At 64.7% G+C, this 17,316-nt stretch carries 13 protein-coding genes, 1 pseudogene and 1 riboswitch; of the genes and pseudogenes, 7 read left to right on the top strand and 7 right to left on the bottom strand.

The window, feature by feature from the left end; all coding sequences use genetic code 11:
• Nucleotides 1–17 precede the first annotated feature (17 nt).
• From G557_RS0102445 to purH, 4 genes are read left to right on the top strand one after another with little or no spacing between them, the layout of a single operon-like run.
• Nucleotides 18–2,327, top strand: a complete 2,310-nt coding sequence (locus G557_RS0102445; RefSeq protein ID WP_028244825.1) for an ATP-dependent helicase — start codon at nucleotides 18–20, stop codon at nucleotides 2,325–2,327.
• Nucleotides 2,328–2,329: 2 nt separating this feature from the next.
• Nucleotides 2,330–3,580 carry a cell division protein PerM gene (locus G557_RS13220; protein WP_051224192.1) on the top strand — a complete coding sequence of 417 codons (1,251 nt, stop codon included), beginning with the start codon at nucleotides 2,330–2,332 and terminating at the stop codon, nucleotides 3,578–3,580.
• Nucleotides 3,581–3,590: 10 nt separating this feature from the next.
• Complete coding sequence (gene purN / locus G557_RS0102435; protein ID WP_028244824.1) at nucleotides 3,591–4,187, top strand: phosphoribosylglycinamide formyltransferase; 597 nt, start codon at nucleotides 3,591–3,593, stop codon at nucleotides 4,185–4,187.
• Nucleotides 4,184–5,779 (top strand): bifunctional phosphoribosylaminoimidazolecarboxamide formyltransferase/IMP cyclohydrolase, encoded by a 1,596-nt coding sequence (gene purH, locus G557_RS0102430; protein ID WP_028244823.1) that lies wholly within the window; start codon nucleotides 4,184–4,186, stop codon nucleotides 5,777–5,779. The genes purN and purH overlap by 4 nt, the downstream gene beginning before the upstream one ends.
• Here the strand turns inward: purH and G557_RS11160 are convergent.
• Complete coding sequence (locus G557_RS11160; RefSeq protein WP_051224189.1) at nucleotides 5,751–7,013, bottom strand: MFS transporter; 1,263 nt, start codon at nucleotides 7,011–7,013, stop codon at nucleotides 5,751–5,753. The genes purH and G557_RS11160 overlap by 29 nt on opposite strands.
• Before the next feature lie 248 nt (nucleotides 7,014–7,261).
• Here G557_RS11160 and G557_RS0102420 point away from each other — a divergent pair, with 248 nt between their 5' ends.
• Nucleotides 7,262–7,609 (top strand): hypothetical protein, encoded by a 348-nt coding sequence (locus G557_RS0102420; RefSeq protein WP_028244822.1) that lies wholly within the window; start codon nucleotides 7,262–7,264, stop codon nucleotides 7,607–7,609.
• A gap of 98 nt (nucleotides 7,610–7,707) precedes the next feature.
• Here G557_RS0102420 and purU read toward each other — a convergent pair whose 3' ends face one another.
• Complete coding sequence (gene purU, locus G557_RS0102415) at nucleotides 7,708–8,580, bottom strand: formyltetrahydrofolate deformylase (RefSeq protein WP_084626949.1); 873 nt, start codon at nucleotides 8,578–8,580, stop codon at nucleotides 7,708–7,710.
• Between the two features lie 93 nt (nucleotides 8,581–8,673).
• A riboswitch (ZMP/ZTP riboswitch) is annotated at nucleotides 8,674–8,779 on the top strand.
• A 44-nt stretch (nucleotides 8,780–8,823) separates the two neighbouring features.
• On the opposite strand from purU, the gene glyA reads away from it, so the two are divergent.
• Nucleotides 8,824–10,104, top strand: a complete 1,281-nt coding sequence (gene glyA / locus G557_RS0102410; protein WP_028244820.1) for a serine hydroxymethyltransferase — start codon at nucleotides 8,824–8,826, stop codon at nucleotides 10,102–10,104.
• Nucleotides 10,105–10,107: 3 nt separating this feature from the next.
• On the top strand, nucleotides 10,108–10,995 hold the full coding sequence (locus tag G557_RS0102405) for a bifunctional methylenetetrahydrofolate dehydrogenase/methenyltetrahydrofolate cyclohydrolase (RefSeq protein WP_028244819.1): 888 nt from the start codon (nucleotides 10,108–10,110) through the stop codon (nucleotides 10,993–10,995).
• Here G557_RS0102405 and G557_RS0102400 read toward each other — a convergent pair.
• The 5 genes and pseudogenes from G557_RS0102400 to trpS all read right to left on the bottom strand — a co-directional run bounded on the left by G557_RS0102400 (nucleotide 10,992) and on the right by trpS (nucleotide 17,308).
• On the bottom strand, nucleotides 10,992–12,767 hold the full coding sequence (locus G557_RS0102400; RefSeq protein ID WP_028244818.1) for an ABC transporter ATP-binding protein: 1,776 nt from the start codon (nucleotides 12,765–12,767) through the stop codon (nucleotides 10,992–10,994). The two genes, G557_RS0102405 and G557_RS0102400, sit on opposite strands and share 4 nt — an antisense overlap.
• A gap of 144 nt (nucleotides 12,768–12,911) precedes the next feature.
• Nucleotides 12,912–14,372: an MFS transporter gene (locus G557_RS0102395; protein ID WP_028244817.1), complete on the bottom strand. Its 1,461-nt coding sequence runs from the start codon at nucleotides 14,370–14,372 to the stop codon at nucleotides 12,912–12,914.
• A 180-nt stretch (nucleotides 14,373–14,552) separates the two neighbouring features.
• Nucleotides 14,553–15,146: pseudogene (gene ribA, locus G557_RS0102390) on the bottom strand (GTP cyclohydrolase II); the annotation flags it as partial.
• A 17-nt stretch (nucleotides 15,147–15,163) separates the two neighbouring features.
• Nucleotides 15,164–16,195, bottom strand: coding sequence for a bifunctional diaminohydroxyphosphoribosylaminopyrimidine deaminase/5-amino-6-(5-phosphoribosylamino)uracil reductase RibD (gene ribD, locus G557_RS11155; protein ID WP_051224186.1), 1,032 nt, complete (start codon nucleotides 16,193–16,195; stop codon nucleotides 15,164–15,166).
• Between the two features lie 90 nt (nucleotides 16,196–16,285).
• Nucleotides 16,286–17,308 carry a tryptophan--tRNA ligase gene (gene trpS / locus G557_RS0102380; protein WP_028244815.1) on the bottom strand — a complete coding sequence of 341 codons (1,023 nt, stop codon included), beginning with the start codon at nucleotides 17,306–17,308 and terminating at the stop codon, nucleotides 16,286–16,288.
• Nucleotides 17,309–17,316: the final 8 nt, after the last annotated feature.

Raw genomic sequence — 17,316 nt, 5'->3', positions numbered from 1 at the left:
CACGTACAATCGAATGGATGCCGCACTCACCTTCTTCTGAACACCCCGCTGTCGCTGCAGATCCGCTGGTTAGCGGGCTCAACCCGCAGCAGCGCGAAGCCGTGCTCTATCGCGGCCCGGCGCTGCTGATTGTGGCAGGGGCAGGCTCTGGCAAGACCCGCGTGCTCACTCATCGCATTGCTCATCTGATCAGCACCCACGATGCCTGGCCCAGCCAAATCCTCGCCATCACCTTCACGAACAAGGCGGCCAACGAGATGCGCGAGCGCGTCGGGCAGCTGTTGGGCGCGGCCGCCGAGGGCATGTGGATCAGCACGTTCCACTCGGCGTGCGTGCGCATTCTGCGCCGCGAGATTGCCGCACTCGGCCTTGGCGCGAGTTTCACTATCTATGACACTCACGACTCGCGTGTGCTGCTCAAACGGCTGATTAAAGAGCGTCACGCCGATGTCGAGGGGCTCACCGCTGCTGCGGCGCAGCACCGCATCTCAGCCTGGAAGAACGAGCTGCGCGATCCCGATGACGTCTCGCGCGAACTGCAGCCGGGTGACCCCACCGGCGAGGCCGTGCTCGATGTGTATCGGGCATATGACGATGCGCTGCGGCGAGCCAATGCGCTCGACTTCGACGACATCTTGGTCTATACGGTGCATCTGCTCAACGGCTTTCCCGAGGTGCGCCATCGCTACCAGCAGAAGTGGCTGCACGTGCTGGTCGATGAATATCAAGACACCAATAAGGCGCAGTACGAGCTCATCCGAGCACTCACCACACCGGCCGTCGAAGGGCAGCCGGTGCCCGCACTCACAGTAGTGGGTGATTCTGACCAGTCGATCTACGCATTCCGCGGCGCCGACCTGCGCAACATCATCGACTTCGACAAAGACTTCCCGGGCACCCATGTGGTGCTGCTCGAGCAGAACTACCGGTCAACCCAGCGCATCCTCGATGCGGCCAACGCGGTGATCGCGCGCAACTACGATCGAGCTGCGAAGCAACTGTGGAGCTCTCTGGGAGACGGCGAGCCCATTGAGGCCTTCGCCGGCTACAGCGCCCACGATGAGGCGCAATTCGTCGCCGATGAGATTACGCGGCTGCACCGAGAAGGGCTTGACTATCGCGATATCGCCGTGTTCTATCGCACCAATGCGCAGACTCGCGCCCTCGAAGAGATCTTTGTACGTGCCGGGGTGCCCTATCGGCTGGTCGGGGGCACCAAATTCTACGATCGGGCCGAGATCAAAGACGCGCTGGCCTACTTGGTCGCGTTGGTTAATCCGGCAGACGAGCTCTCGGTGCGACGGGTGCTCAACGTACCGCGCCGGGGCATCGGCCCCACCACAGAGTCTCGGCTCGTGCACTTTGCCGCCGAGCACGGCCTCACCCTGCCGCAGGCGCTCAGCCAGGCCAAGGGCATCGGCCTTGGGCCGAAGGTCACGCAGGCGATGACCAGTCTCGGTCAGGCCCTCGAAGATGCCCAGCGAGCGCTCAGCACCGAGCGGCTCGATGAAGTCGTGCACCGCTTCTTCGAACACATCGGCCTCATCGAGGCATTGCGCACATCGCTCGACGACCAAGACCATGCCCGGGCTGAGAACCTTGAAGAGTTCGAGGCCCAGCTGACCGATTACGCCGAGAAGAACCCCGATGCTCAGCTGATCGACTTTCTCACAGAAGTGTCACTCACCGCGGCCGCCGATGACCTCGAAGACGAGTCGGGCAGTGTTGTGCTGATGACCTTGCACACGGCCAAAGGGCTCGAATATCCTGCTGTGTTCGTCACCGGCCTCGAACAGGGTCTGCTGCCTCACCAGATGTCGATCGACGAGATCGGCGGTATCGCTGAAGAGCGCCGTCTGTTCTATGTCGGGCTCACGCGAGCCCAGCGACGGCTCTACCTCAGTCTCGCGGTCAATCGCACGGTTTTCGGTCAAGCGCAGACACACGAACCAAGTCAGTTTCTCGCCGATATTCCAGACGACCTGATCAACTGGCGTCAGCGCCCCGAAGACCTGATGGTCTCGTCACTCGGCAGCCGGGGCGACTCTTCGAGGCGTTCGACCCCCTCGCTGTCGCCCGAGGATTCCAGTCGTCGCACGCAGACGCCCAAACGCGGAGGGTGGGCGTCACAGGTGACCGCCGAGTCGCTCGCAAAGCCGATGCTGCAGGTGAGCGTCGGCGACCGCATTCGACATGCAAGCTTCGGCCAGGGCACTGTGCGTGAGCTGGCCGGTGAGGGGCGCAAACAAGTGGCGACGATTGTATTTGACGGTGGTGCACGCAAGAAACTTGTTGTCGCCCTCGCGCCGATCACCTTGGCCGAGTGACCATGCCGTACGCTGAAGGAGTGCTGAGACGTCGACTGCGTGAGATCCTTCCGGTCGCTCTCGAACCACTCGGCATCATCATCATCACTTTGGGCCCGGTGGTTGCGCTCACCACGCTCTCCTGGATCGTCGACGACCGCCTGCAGAGCAGTTGGGCCGCCGGGTGGGGGCAAGCTGTACGCCTGTGGCTGCTCGCCTTTGGAGTGCCGATAGACATCGGCCCCGACGCACTGGCAGTGCAAGGGCTCAGCGAAGGCTATTCGCTGACCATCGCACCTTTGGGGCTGCTTGCCCTCGCGCTCTGGCGAACGTGGGTATCTGCCCGTCGCAGCAGTGACGCCGAGCCGCTCTGGGCGGCGTGGGCGATCTTTGTGACAGTCACCGCGCTGCTCTCGTTGCTGCTTGGCCTGAGCGCATCAGACGGCACCGCTTCGGTATCGGTCGCGGCATCGGTCTGGCACCCCGTGATCTGGCTGGGCTGCGTTTTCGTTGCCGGGTCTCTTGCATCAACAGCTGCGGCGACCTCAGAGCGAGCAACAGTGGTTGGCTGGGTCGCAGCGTTGGGGCACCAGCTGAGCGCGCGCATCCCGCTCGGTCTGCTGCGTGCCGCTTGGCGCGCGATTGGTATGACCGCTGCGCTGCTGCTCACTGCCGCGTCGATCATGGTCACGGTGTCATTGCTGTTCAATTGGATGGCCGTGGTCGCCGTCTACGACAACCTCCACGCGGGGTGGGTCGGGGTGATCACTCTGACCGGCCTGCAGTTGCTGTACCTGCCCAACCTGCTGGTGTTTGCTGCAGCCTGGCTGGGCGGTGCAGGGTTTGCCCTCGGAACAGGGTCGCTCATCTCGCCGTTCGTCACTCAAGTGGCACCGCTGCCGTCGATTCCCCTGCTTGCGGCGCTGCCGCAGGGCGCGGGATGGCAATCGGTCTTTGTGGTTGTGGCAGTCGCTGCTGCCCTCGGTGGCGCTTGGTACGGCTTCGGGCAGCTCGCCACCGACGTGATCGCTGGCCCCAAAGGTTGGGGCGTCTGCGCGTTGCTCGCACTGGTGCAGGCAGCTGGCACAGGCCTGCTGCTGCTGGTTGTCGGGGCGTTGGCCTCAGGTGCGCTGGGGCCCGGGCGATTGCAAGATGTCGGTGTGGCGCCCGCCCGCACGCTGATCACGGCCGCGCTCGTGTTCGTCGCAGGCTTTGCTCTGCTCATCTGGCAACGACTGCGTCCGGGGGCCACGGCCTCTGTCACCAGCAGGTAGGCTGGAGGGCGTGCTGAAACTGGTCGTGCTCATCTCCGGGGTGGGGTCCAACCTCCGGGCCCTCCTCGATGCGCAGCAGCGCAGCGGCGCAGGGTTCACCGTGGTCGCCGTCGGAGCTGACCGGCAGGCCGAGGGGCTGCGCTTCGCCACACGACACGATCTGCCCACGTTCATTGTCGACTACCGGGCATTTCCAGATCGCGCCGCATGGGGGCAGGCACTGATCGCCGCGGTCGACGCACATCAGCCAGATTTGGTCGTCTTATCGGGGCTCATGCGCATTCTGCCGCCTGAAGTCGTCGACCACTTCGCCGGGCGTCTCGTGAACACCCACCCGGCGCTGCTGCCCAGCTTTCCCGGGGCCCACGCCGTGCGCGACGCGCTGGCCGCCGGTGTCTCTGAGACCGGCGCCACAGTGCATCTGGTCGACGCTGGAGTCGACACCGGCCCCGTGCTCGCCCAACAGGCAGTGCCAGTGCTGACCGGTGACGACGAATCACTTCTGCACGAGCGCATCAAGATCGCCGAGCGCGAGCTGCTGGCCGAGACGCTCACCAAAATCTCCAACGGAACCATCGAGCTGACGCAACAGAAAGAGACCGCATGAGCACCGCATCCCACGCACCCGCCGACTACCGTGAACGAGACGTGGTGCCGGTGCGCCGCGCCCTCGTGTCGGTCTCAGACAAGACCGATCTCGACCGCTTGGGTGCTGCGCTGGCAGCTGCTGGTGTCGAGGTCGTCTCGACTGGGTCCACAGCCAAAGCGCTCGCGGCCATTGGCGCTCAGGTGACCGAGGTCAGCGAAGTCACTGGGTTTCCCGAGTCGCTCGACGGGCGAGTGAAGACCCTGCACCCGGCCGTGCACGCGGGCATTCTCGCCGACCTCCGGCTCGAAGACCACGAGCGTCAGCTCGCCGAGCTGGGCATCGCCGCGTTCGACCTCGTCGTGGTCAACCTGTATCCGTTCGTACAGACCGTCGCCTCCGGCGCCACCGGGGATGCCGTGGTCGAGCAGATCGACATCGGCGGCCCGGCGATGGTGCGCGCCGCCGCCAAGAATCACGCCAACGTTGCGATCGTGGTCGACCCCAGCGACTATGATGAGGTGATCGCCTCTCTAGAGACAGGTACCACGCTGGCTCAGCGTCGCAACCTCGCGGCCAAGGCCTTCGGCCACACCGCCGAGTACGACCGCGCGGTGGCCGACTGGTTCCAGGCCAACCTGGTCACCCACCCCGAGACCACCGAACGGGTCTGGCCAGAGAGCGTCGGTGTTGCCGGTGAACTGGTACACGTGCTGCGATACGGCGAAAACCCGCACCAGCAAGCTGCGCTTTACGCACAGCCGCTGGGGCACGGCATCGCTCAAGCCGAGCAGCTGCACGGCAAAGAGATGAGCTACAACAACTACGTCGACGCCGACGCGGCCATCCGATCGGCCTATGACTTCAGCGAACCTGCGGTGGCGATCATCAAGCATGCGAACCCCTGTGGCATTGCCCAGGCCGACACCATTGAGGCTGCGCACGCCAAGGCGCACGCCTGCGACCCGCTGTCGGCATATGGTGGCGTGATCGCGGCGAACCGCACGGTGACGCAGGCACTGGCGGAGACCATCAAGGGCATCTTTACCGAGGTCGTTGTCGCGCCAGATTTCGAGCCGGCCGCTCTCGAGCTGCTGCAGACGAAGAAAAACCTGCGTCTGCTGCGTCTGCCTGCTGACTTCCACCGCGACGCCACGATCGTCAAGCAGATCTCCGGAGGGCTGCTGGTCAGCGATGCCGACAACTTCGCCAACGGCGTCGACAGCAGCGGCTGGCAGTTGGTCGCCGGCGAGGCCGTTGATGAGGCTACTCGTCGAGACCTCGAGTTCGCCTGGGCCGCAGTGCGCTCCGTGAAGTCGAACGCCATTCTGCTCGCCGACGATGGCGCCTCGGTGGGCGTGGGCATGGGGCAGGTCAATCGGGTCGACTCGGCACACCTGGCGGTCAATCGTGCAGGGGATCGTGCCCACGGGTCGGTCGCGGCTTCCGATGCGTTCTTCCCGTTCGCCGACGGGCTGCAGGTGCTGCTCGACGCCGGGGTGCGTGCCGTGGTCGAGCCGGGCGGGTCAATTCGCGATGATGAGGTCATCGCTGCTGCTCAGGCAGCCGGCGTGCCGCTCTACTTCACTGGCGAGCGTCACTTCTTCCACTGATGTCGACCGGGCGGTCGCGCAGCACGAACCAGACGGCTGCTGCACACAGCAGCAGCGCGACGGTGGCAAGCAACGCGACCCCCGGCCATCCATAGCGGTGCAGCGCGAAACCTGCCACCCAGCCAAGCAAGCTCGAGCCGCCGTAGTAAAACAAATTGTAGAGTGAGCCCGCTTGAGCACGCCCTTTCGTGGCGATGGCTCCCACCCATCCTGACGCGATGGCATGCGCGGCGAAGAAACCCGCGGTGAACACTAACAGCCCCAACAAGATCAGCCACAGACTCGCGCACAGCGTGATCAGCGCGCCAAGAACCATCAACAGCGTCGAACTCAGCAGCACGCGCAGCCGGCCAAAACGGTCTGCGAACGACCCGGCGAGCGACGAGGAGAGCGTACCCAGCAGGTAGGCCAAAAAGAGCAGACTGATGACGGTCTGCGGCAGGCTGTACGGAGGCTCAGTCAGGCGGAAACCCAGGTAGTTGTAGACGGCGACGAACGAGCCCATCAACAAGAAACCAGTGAAGAAGAGCACGAGAGTGGCGGGGTTGCGCAGGTGGCGGCGCAGTTGCGCGAGCAGACGCGCGTCGGGGAGCATCGTGGTGGAGCGCAGCCGGTAGGGGACGAACCCTCGCGAGCGGGGGATGAGACTGACGAAGATGATCGCCGAGACCGTGCACAGCACCAGCACGGAGAGCACGCCCAATTTCCAGCTGCCGGTCAGCTCGGTGACCGGCCCAGATACGATGCGCCCGCTGAGACCGCCTATTGAGGTGCCAGCGACGTAGATGGCCGAAGCCTTCGCCGCGGCTTTGGGCGCGACCTCTTCGTTGAGGTAGGCGATCGCGATGGCGGGCACGCCACCGAGGGCGCACCCCTCGAGCAGGCGGAAGGCCACGATCGGCCACAACGAGTCGACGCTGAGCGCGGCCAAGCCGAGTACGGTGGCCGCTGAGATGGAGATCACCATTGCCGGCACCCTCCCGATGCGGTCGGCGATTGACGACCACGGGATAACCGCGGCGGAAATGCCGAGTGTCACGGCAGACACTGTGAGGGCGGTGGAGGCGGCATCGGTGCCAAGCGCTGACGACACTTCGGGCAGGATCGCCTGAAAGGAGTACAGCTGAGCGAAGGTGGCGACACCGGCGAAGAACAGGCCGATCAGGATGCGTTGGTAGCTGCGGCTGCCCGGCTGGTGGCCAGCCCACTGGGTGGAAAGATCTGGAGAGGGCATATGTGCAGATGATATCTCCTGCAGATGTCTGCTGTGTTTCCGCACACGCAAGGCTGTGAAAGAAATACCCGAGTGACACAGTGCACTGGTAGCATGCTGTCGGGGTCGCACGGCGCGGCGACCCGCGTCCGTCCTTTCGAAAGGGGTTTATCACCATGTCGACACTGCCTCCGCCTCCCGGCGCTCCTCAGGCTCCGCCTCCTGCACCCTACGGTCAGCCGTCGGGTCAGTTGCCCCAAGGAGGCCCAGTGCCCCAGCAGTTCGGCTACGCACCGCAGCAGCGTCAGGCTGGCGGCCTGGGCGAGCTCTTCAGCCTGAACTTCGGCACCTCCGCCGCGGCGGCCAAGGCGCGCACGCGCTACCTCTGGGTGCTCATCGCGGTAGCGGCCGCCTGCGTGCACTCTCTGGTCACTGGTATCCAGGTCGCTGTGAACTACTTCCAGCTGAGCTCATACAGCAGTGGAGGCACCAACACGGTCTGGGGTATCTATGCGCTGTTCGCGACGCTGATCGGCGTCGTGGTCATCTCGTTCGGCGTGCTCTCGCTGTCCCGCACCGTGTTCGAGCACTTCGTGGAGCGTTCTGAGCGCGGCTGACGCGGTCATCCATTCGTCAGAGGCTCGCCTATTTCGGGCGGGCCTCTTTCGTTTGTCTGCTGCCGGCAGCGGCCGGTTGGTTGCCCACCAACCGCCGGTCACTGGAAAATGATGGTGCGCTGGCCGTCGCGCAGGATGCGGCGCTCGGCAAACCAGGTCACGGCCTGTCGCAGCGTGCGGCTTTCGACGTCTTGACCGATCGCGCGCAGCTGATCGGGGGTTTTCGAGTGATCGACCCGCACCACGTTCTGTTCGATGATCGGCCCCTCGTCGAGGTCTTCGGTCACGAAATGTGCGGTGGCGCCGATGAGCTTGACGCCGCGGCGGTGCGCCTGCAGATACGGGTTTGCTCCCTTGAAACCCGGCAGAAACGAGTGGTGGATGTTGATGGCCCGGCCAGCCAGCCGCTGGCACAGCTCGGGGGAGAGGATCTGCATGTAGCGGGCGAGCACAACCAGTTCGATGTCGTTCTCATCGACGTAGTCGAGCACACGCTGTTCAAAGGCCTGTTTGTCTTCGATGCTCTTGATCGGCAGAGAAGTGAACGGCACCCCATAGAAGCCGGCCAAATCGGCGAGGTCTGGGTGGTTGCCGAAGACCCGCGGAATCTCGATGTTGACCTGGCCGGAGTTTTGGCGAAACAGCAGATCTTGCAGGCAGTGCGGGGCCTTGGAGACCAGCACGAGGGTGCGGATGGGGCGGTCTGCGGGCACGATGGCCACGTCGAGCGTGTAGCGCTCGACAACTGTGGCGAATGCCTCACGCAGTGACTGCTCTGACTGCGCCGTGGTGACGCGCAGGCGCATGAAGAAGCGACCGGTGTCGGGGCTGTGGAATTGCTGCGACTCTTCGATGTTGCCCCGTGCCTCGACAATCGCGCCGGTGATGGCATGCACCAGGCCGGCCTGGTCGTCACAGGTGATCGTGATGATCCAGCTCGGTGTGGTCTCGACGGTTGACAGAGAGGTCACGGCGTGCTCCAAATCGCATTGAGAAAAGTGCAACCTCCACTCTAGAGCAGCGCGAGAATTCGGGTCGGCAACCGCACCGTGGCCTTGCTAGACTAAAGCGGTCGCGACTGGCGTCGCCGGGTGGTGCAAGCCACCCGCGCAGAGATGGTCACCATCGGGAAGCGACACGAAGATTGGGCCGCACGCCTGGGCCTCGACAATCTGCTTGATACTGAAGATGTCCACAGAAACAAGGAGATTTGCGTGACTGGAACCAATCCCATCCTCAACGCCCCCCTCGCCGAGGTCGATCCTGAGATCGCCACGGTGCTCGAGAACGAGCTGAACCGTCAGCGCAACACCCTCGAGATGATCGCCTCTGAGAACTTCGTGCCGCGGGCCGTGCTCGAGGCGCAGGGCTCAGTGCTGACCAACAAATACGCCGAGGGCTACCCCGGGCGTCGCTACTACGGCGGCTGCGAGTTCGTCGACGTTGCCGAGACCCTCGCCCAGCAGCGCGCTCAGGCGGTCTTCGGCGGCGATCACGTCAATGTGCAGCCGCATTCGGGCGCTCAGGCAAACGCCGCCGTGCTGCACGCCATCGCCAAGCCCGGCGACACCATCTTGGGGCTTGAGCTGGCCCATGGCGGTCACCTCAGTCACGGCATGAAGATCAACTTCTCGGGCAAGTTCTACAATGCTCGCGCCTACGGCGTTGACCCTGAGACCTTCCGCATCGACATGGAGAAAGTGCGTGAGATCGCGCTCGCCGAGCGTCCGTCGGTGATCATCGCCGGCTGGTCGGCCTACCCGCGCACGGTCGACTTCGAGGCGTTCCGCTCGATCGCCGATGAGATCGGCGCACGGCTGTGGGTCGATATGGCCCACTTCGCCGGTCTGGTTGCTGCCGGACTGCACCCGAACCCGGTGCCGATCGCCGACGTGACCTCCACTACGGTGCACAAGACTCTCGGCGGCCCCCGCTCGGGCACCATCTTCTCGAAGGCTGAGTTCGCCAAGAAGATCGACTCGGCAGTGTTCCCCGGTCAGCAGGGCGGCCCGCTGATGCACGTGGTGGCCGCCAAGGCCATCGCGTTCAAGATTGCAGCCAGCGCCGAATTCAAAGATCGTCAGCAGCGCACCCTTGAGGGTGCGAAGATCATCGCCGAGCGCCTCACCGCAGCCGATGCCAAGGCCAACGGCATTGACGTGCTCACCGGTGGCACCGATGTGCACCTCGTGCTCGCTGATCTGCGCACGTCGCAGCTCGATGGGCAGCAGGCCGAAGACATCCTGCATGAGGTCGGCATCACGGTCAACCGCAATGCCGTGCCGTTCGACCCCCGCCCCCCGCGCGTGACCAGCGGTCTGCGCATCGGCACGCCTGCTCTGGCGACGCGCGGCTTCGGCGCCACCGAGTTCACCGAGGTGGCAGACGTGATCGCTGAGGCACTCAAGCCGTCTCCCGACGTTGAGAGCCTCAAGGCACGTGTCAGCCGTCTGGCCGATGACTTCCCGCTGTACCCCGGTCTGGAGCAGTGGTAGTCGATGACCGCCATCGTTCTTGACGGCAAAGCCACAGCCCAGCAGATCAAGAGCGAGATCCGAGCCCGGGTCGACACCCTGCGCGAGCAGGGCGTCTTTCCCGGGCTCGGTACGCTTCTGGTGGGTGACGACCCGGGGTCACAGATATACGTCGCAGGCAAGCACCGCGATTGCGCTGAGGTGGGCATCGAGTCGATCCGAGTCGATCTGCCGGCCACCGCATCCACCGCCGATGTGCATGCCGCGATCGATCGCCTGAACGCCGACCCGGCAGTGACCGGCTACATCGCGCAGTTGCCGCTGCCAGACGGCATCGACGAGATGTCGGTGCTCGAACGCATCGATCCGATGCGTGACGCTGATGGGCTGCATCCTGCGAACCTAGGCAGCCTCGTGCTCGATGTCGACGGGGTGCGCCCGACGCCATTGCCGTGCACGCCGGCAGGCATTCTCGATCTGCTGCGGCGGTATGACGTGCCGGTGGCCGGTCGGCACGTGGTGGTCATCGGCCGCGGAGTCACAGTGGGCCGCCCGTTGGGGCTGTTGCTCAGCCGCCGCGGGGTCGACGCCACGGTCACCACCGTGCATTCACGCACGTCAGATATCGCCGGCGAGGTGCGTCGTGCCGATATCGTGGTGGCGGCGCTCGGGCAGCGACACTTCGTGCAGCCCGATTGGGTCAAGCCCGGTGCTGCAGTGGTCGACGTGGGCATCTCACGGGTCACCGACCCCGAGACCGGCAAATCTCGGCCAGTGGGCGACGTGCATCCTGATGTGGCCGAGGTCGCTGGATGGCTCACGCCAAACCCCGGCGGGGTGGGCCCGATGACTCGTGCAGAGCTGCTGGTCAACGTGGTGCGCCTGGCCGAAGCACGGGTGCCCAACCGCTAGACGAGCAGCTGCTGCTCGGCCAAACTGCGATAGAGCGGGCTCGACTCGAGCAGCTCGGCATGGGTGCCGCTGGCAATCGCGCGGCCACCATCGATGACCACGATCTGATCGGCATCGATCACCGTGGCCAGTCGGTGGGCGATGACCAGCAGGGTGCGCCCGTGCGCCGCAACCTCGATGGCTTGGTTGAGCAGCTGCTCGTTGAGCCCGTCGAGGCTTGAGGTGAGCTCGTCGAGCAGCAGCACCGGTGGCCCGGCCAGCAGCACGCGTGCCAAAGCCAGGCGCTGGCGCTCCCCACCAGAGAGCATGACGCCGTCCTCACCCACGGCAGCCGCAAGACCAGCAGCATCGCGCTGCACCAAGTGCTCGAGGTTGACCTGTCGCAGCACCGCCAGACACTGCTCGTCAGTGGCGTCAGGGGCGGCCAGCCGGAGGTTGTCGGCGATCGAACCGGCAAGCACCGGAGAGTCTTGCTCGACGTATCCGAACTGCGCGCGCAGTGCCAGGCGAGGCCACTGCCGCACATCGACCCCGTCAACGAGTACGCTTCCTGAAGTCACGTCGTAGAAGCGCTCCAGCAATGCCAGTGACGTTGACTTGCCAGCGCCCGAGGGGCCGACCAGCGCGGTCTTGGTGCCGCGTGGCACCCGAAAACTCAGCCCGTCGAGCACCGGAGCACTCGCCACGGGATACCCGAAGCGCACATCGTCGAAGACAATGGCGTCTTGGGCTGACGGTGGGCTCAGCCGGTCAGCTGCCGGTACCTCGTCTGCGGCAGTCTCTTCGGGCAGTGCGAGAATCTCCTGAATGCGCCCGAGTGCGCCGAGCGCTGACTGCACAGAGGTGAATGCGCCGGCCATGGTGACCAGTGGCACCATCATGACGAAAAGAAACAGCACGAAGCTGACTAGCCCGGCAATGTCGCTGCGCCCGGCCGCAACGCGCCAGCCACCGACGCCGAGCACGACGAGTACGGCCACCTGCAGCGACAGCTGCACGATCGGGCCCACAGCCGATGACAACGCGGCCACGCGCAGGCCACTGCGGTACGCGCCGTCGGCCTCGGTGACGATGGATGCGGTCTCACGGTCGGTTGCCCCACCGGCGCGGATGGTGCGGGTTGCGCTGACAGCCCGCTCGACCGCGGCCGAGAGTGCACCGACTCTCGTCTGGCTCTCCCGTGTTGCCCGCGAGACCTGTCGAGCCATGAGGCTCACCGCGAAGACCGCGACGGCCACGACCGCCGCGGTGAGCGCGAACAGCAGAGGATCGATGATGAGCATGCCGATGATCGAGCCGATCAACAGGAACACTCCGCCGATGCTGTCGACGAGGCCTTGGGTGAGCACAGCTCGCAGCAGCGTGGTGTCGCTTGAGACACGCGAGATCAGATCGCCCGTGCGTCGCCGGTCGATCTCGGCGACGGGCAGGCGCAGAATATGGCGCACCAAGTCGCGGCGCGACGAGCGCACGATGCCCTCGCCAGTGCGGCTCAGCAGATAGTACTGCAGCCCGGTGACCAGTGCTGCGGCGACGAGCAGAATCACGATTACCCAGCCAATGGCACCGATCGTTTCGCCCTGCTGCACGCGAGTGATCAGCTGGTTGACCAGCAGCGGCTGAGAGACCGTCGCCAGTGCGCTGAGCACTGACAACACAGCCGTCACAATGAGCACGGTACGGTGCTCTGCGAGATACGGCCACAGCTGCCGCAAACTGGCCTTTGGGCCATCCTCTGGGCGACCGCGACGCGGAGGCCTGACTGCGCTCATGATGCTCCTTCGGTACAGACCTCTTCATGCTACCCGCAGCCGAAACCATGCCTCAGCGAGTATTCGGGCACAAAAAGAGGGGCCTCGCATGCACGAGGCCCCTCGAGTGATCGCTTCCCCCGAATACGATCACCGACGACGAAGTCAGACTTCGTCGAGCTCGATGTCTTTGGTCTCTGGGCTGAGCACTAGGGCCACCAAGGTCAGCACTGCGCTCAGCGTCAGGTAGACGCCGACCCATACCGGGTTGCCGTCACCCACCGACCACAGCCAGACGGCGATGATCGGCGCAAGAGCCGCGCCCAAGATGGAGCTGATGTTGTAGGCGATCGCCGACCCGGTGTAGCGAGTCTCAGTGGGGTAAAGCTCAGGCAGGAAGGCGCCCATCGGACCGAACGTGATACCCATCAGGGTGAAGCCGATCACCAAGAAGCCCTGCACGAGTGCACCGGTGAACTTCTCGTCGGCCTGAGGCAGCAGGAACAGCTGGAAGAGCAGACCGAAGACCACGATGGCCACCGTGACCCACACCAGCGTCTTCTTGCGACCGAGGCGGTCGGCGATCGGGCCGGAGAGCAAGGTGAACGCACCGAAGAAGATCACGCCGATGATCATCATCAGCACGAAGTTGGTATAGGTGAAGCCCAGACCGGGCACGTACGAGCTGACGAAGGCGTCGTGGTTGAACGCGGTGCCCGCGGCGGTGGCCTTGGCCTCTGCCTTGGCTGCCGCGGCCTCGGCGTCGGCGCCCTTGGTGCCGTACGAGAGCGTGAACGCGGTCATCAAGTAGAAGAGCACGTAGGTGGCGAGCATAGCGAAGGTGCCGAGGATGAGCTCCCACCAGTTTTTGCGCAGCACCTCGCCCAGCGGCAGCTTCTTGATCTTGCCCGAGGCCTTCACCTTTGTGAAGCTCTCTGACTCGACCAGGTGCATGCGCACCCACAGGCCGATGATCACCATGACTGCGCTGAACAGGAAGGGAATACGCCAGCCCCATGACTGGAACGCGGCAGACTGCAGCGTGGTGTCGCCGCTCTCGTGCGGCAGCAGCCAGTTGATGATCAAGAACAGGCCGTTGGCGATGATGAAGCCGATGGGTGCACCCACCTGCGGGAAGGTGCCGAACCAGGCGCGTTTGCCCTTCGGAGCGTTCTCGGTGGCGACCAGCGCCGCACCCGACCACTCGCCACCGAGCGCGAAGCCCTGGGCCAGGCGCAGGATCAGCAGCAGCACGGCGGCGGTGATGCCGATGTCGTGATAGGTGGGCAGCAGACCAATCAGGAAGGTCGCGATGCCCATCGTGAGCAGGCTCCAGATCAGCGTCGTCTTGCGACCGATCTTGTCGCCGAGGTGTCCGAAGACGAGGGCGCCGAACGGCCGGGCGATCATCGCAGCGCCGAAGACAGCGAACGACGAGATCAGTGCGACGGTATCGTTGCCCGAGGGGAAGAACAGTGTGGGGAAGACGAGCACGGCGGCGGTCGCGTAGACATAGAAGTCGTAGAACTCGATGGTGGTGCCGATGAGGCTGGCCAGCACCACACGTGACGTCGAGTTGGCCGGCTTGGGCGTGCCTGTGGCGGAGGCAGTCGTTGTTGCAGACATAAGGGGGAACTCCAGTGATGACATGAAGACGCAGCGATGCACGGCGATTCTGTCGCTGTGATGCGTGAGAGGCTCGTGATCGAGCGCCAAGAAACCTGCGCTTGTGGCGCAACGAAGCAATATATTACGCCCCGGTTACTTTATTCGGCAACTGGGCGCGCGATTTCGGTGCTGTGTCGCTCAGAGGCTGTCGGGCAGCAGGTGCCCCATGCGGTCGCGTTTGGTCTCGAGATATCCCTGGTTGACCGCATTCTCGCCGACGATCAAGGGTTCTAAAGCCACCACCTCGATGCCGTGGGCTTCGAGGTCTCGGCGCTTGCCGGGGTTGTTGGTCAGCAGCCGCACCTGCATGGCGCCGATATCATGCAGGATGGCCGCGGCCGCCCCATACTCGCGCTCATCATCGCCGTGGCCGAGCGCGCGATTGGCGTCAACGGTGTCGAGGCCCTCTTCTTGCAGGCGGTAGGCGCGCAGCTTCTCGAGTAGCCCGATGCCGCGCCCTTCGTGCCCGCGCAGGTAGATCACGGCACCGCCGTCACGGTTGATGCGGTCGAGCGCGGCCTGCAGCTGTGGGCCGCACTCGCACTTGCGCGAACCGAAGGCCTCGCCGGTCAGGCACTCGGAATGCACCCGCACCAGCGGGCGCTCACCGAGCGACTTCGCCGAGAGCACGGCAAGGTGATCGGCGCCGGTGAGCAGGTCTCGGTAGCCGCGGAAGCGAAAGACGCCGTGATCGGTGGGAACGTTGGTCTCGACGACGAACTCGACACGTGCGTCGCTGGTGTGGTCGGTCATGCTTCCTTCACTCGTGTGCGCCAGAACATGTCGCAGCCCAGCTGTGCGACCTCAAGACTATCCAATTCGAGGCGCTGAGCCAGTGTCGTGACATCGATGTCGCCGATCAGTGTGCGTGGGCCGCCGATCAGCTGCGGGGCGAGGTACGCCTGCACCTCGTCGACCAGGCCGGCACGCAGCAGCGCGGTCGTGGTGGTGGGGCCGCCTTCGACAAGCACGAAGCGCACATCTTCGTCGAACAACTGGGTGAGCATCGAGGTGAGCTGCTCACGAAGCGGTTCGGTCGCGGTGTGTGCCGAGACGTCGATGTCAAAAGACCGCACTGTGCTGTGGCAGCGCACCAATTGCGAGTCGGCCGGCAGATCACCACCACGACCCAGCACGACGGGCAGTGGCTGGTGAGCGAACAGTGAGCCGTCGGGGCGGCGTGCGGTGAGCGCGGGATCATCGGCCGCGACGGTACCGCGCCCGACCAAGATGGCATCGACCTGTGAGCGCACCACATGTGCGTGTTCGCGAGCGGCGGCCGAGGTGATCCATTGTGACGAACCGTCGGCAGCGGCCCCGCGGCCGTCAAGTGACATGGCCAGCTTGGCGATCACCCACGGGCGCTGGCGTCGCATGGCGGTGAGCCACTCGTGGTTGAGCGCCTCGGCTTCGTCAGCCAGCACCCCTGAGATAATCTCGACACCATGGGCGGCCAAGTGCTCGGCGCCATGGGCACTGGCTTGGCCTGGGTCGGGCAGTGCATAGACCACGCGGGTGATGCCTGCATCGACCAGTGCGTGGCTGCAGGGGCCGGTGCGTCCGGTGTGATTGCAGGGTTCGAGCGAGACGACCGCAGTGGCGCCGGAGGCCTGCCCCGGGGCGAGCTGGGCGAGCGCATCAATCTCGGCGTGTGGTGTGCCAGCCCCGCGGTGCCAGCCCTCGGCGATCGTGGCACCCTGCTGGTCGAGCAGCACACAGCCCACCCGCGGGTTGCCGCCGGTGCGGGGGCCGCGTTCGGCCAGCTGCAGCGCTCGACGCATCGCCGCGTCATAGCGGTTCGGTAGAGGTGCGGCTGCGGCGGTCACAAACGATCGAACAGTGCCGGGTGCTGGTTCATTCCACGGTGACGTTCAGCGCGCCGCGACGAAGCCGATACGGTCGTAGACGGTGGCCAGTGTCTTTCGAGCGATGGCGTCGGCCCGCTCGGCGCCGACGGCCAGCAGTCGATCGAGTTCGGCGGGGTCGTCGAGCAGCTCGAGCGCGCGGGTGCGAATGGGGGAGAGCGCGTCGACCACGATCTCGGCGAGGTCTTTCTTGAGATCGCCATAACCGCGCCCGGCGTACTCGTCTTCGAGCTGCTCGATGCTCTTGCCAGTGAACACGGTGTTGATCGCCAGCAGGTTTGAGACGCCGGGCTTGTGCTCGCGGTCGAAGCGAATCTCGCGCTCGTCGTCGGTGACTGCCGACTTGATCTTCTTGGCGGTCTTCGTCGGGTCGTCGAGCAGACGGATCAGACCGGCATCGCTGGCTGCCGACTTTGACATTTTGGCGGTGGGGTTCTGCAGATCGTAAACCTTGGCGGTTTCGGCCGGAATATACCCCTCGGGCAGCGTGAAGGTGTCACCGAATCGTGAGTTGAACCGCTGAGCCAGGGTGCGAGTGAGTTCGAGATGCTGCTTTTGATCGATGCCCACGGGCACCAGATCGGCCTGGTAGAGCAGAATGTCAGCGGCCATCAGCACCGGGTAGGTGAACAGGCCCACTGAGGTGTGTTCAGCGCCCTGCTTGGCTGACTTGTCTTTGAACTGCGTCATGCGGCTGGCCTCACCAAAGCCGGTGATGGTTCCGAGCACCCACGACAGCTGGGCATGAGCGGGCACGTGCGACTGAATGAACAGGGTGGAGCGTTCGGGGTCGATGCCGGCCGCGATGTACTGAGCGGCGGTGCCCCGAGTGTTGCGACGCAGTTGTTCGGGGTCTTGAGGCACGGTGATCGCGTGCTGGTCGACCACGCAGTAGATGGTCTCGTGGTCGTCTTGCAGACGCACCCAGTTGGTCAGGGCCCCGACATAATTACCGAGATGCAGCGAATCACTGGAGGGCTGCATTCCCGAGAAGATACGTGGCTGACGGGTGTTGGTCTGTTCAGGCATAGAACAAG

Source organism: Pseudoclavibacter soli DSM 23366 (assembly GCF_000423505.1).
Classification (GTDB): domain Bacteria; phylum Actinomycetota; class Actinomycetes; order Actinomycetales; family Microbacteriaceae; genus Pseudoclavibacter_A; species Pseudoclavibacter_A soli.
The sequence above is the reverse complement of the archived record's forward strand: the minus strand, read 5'-3'. Positions and strand labels throughout refer to the sequence as shown.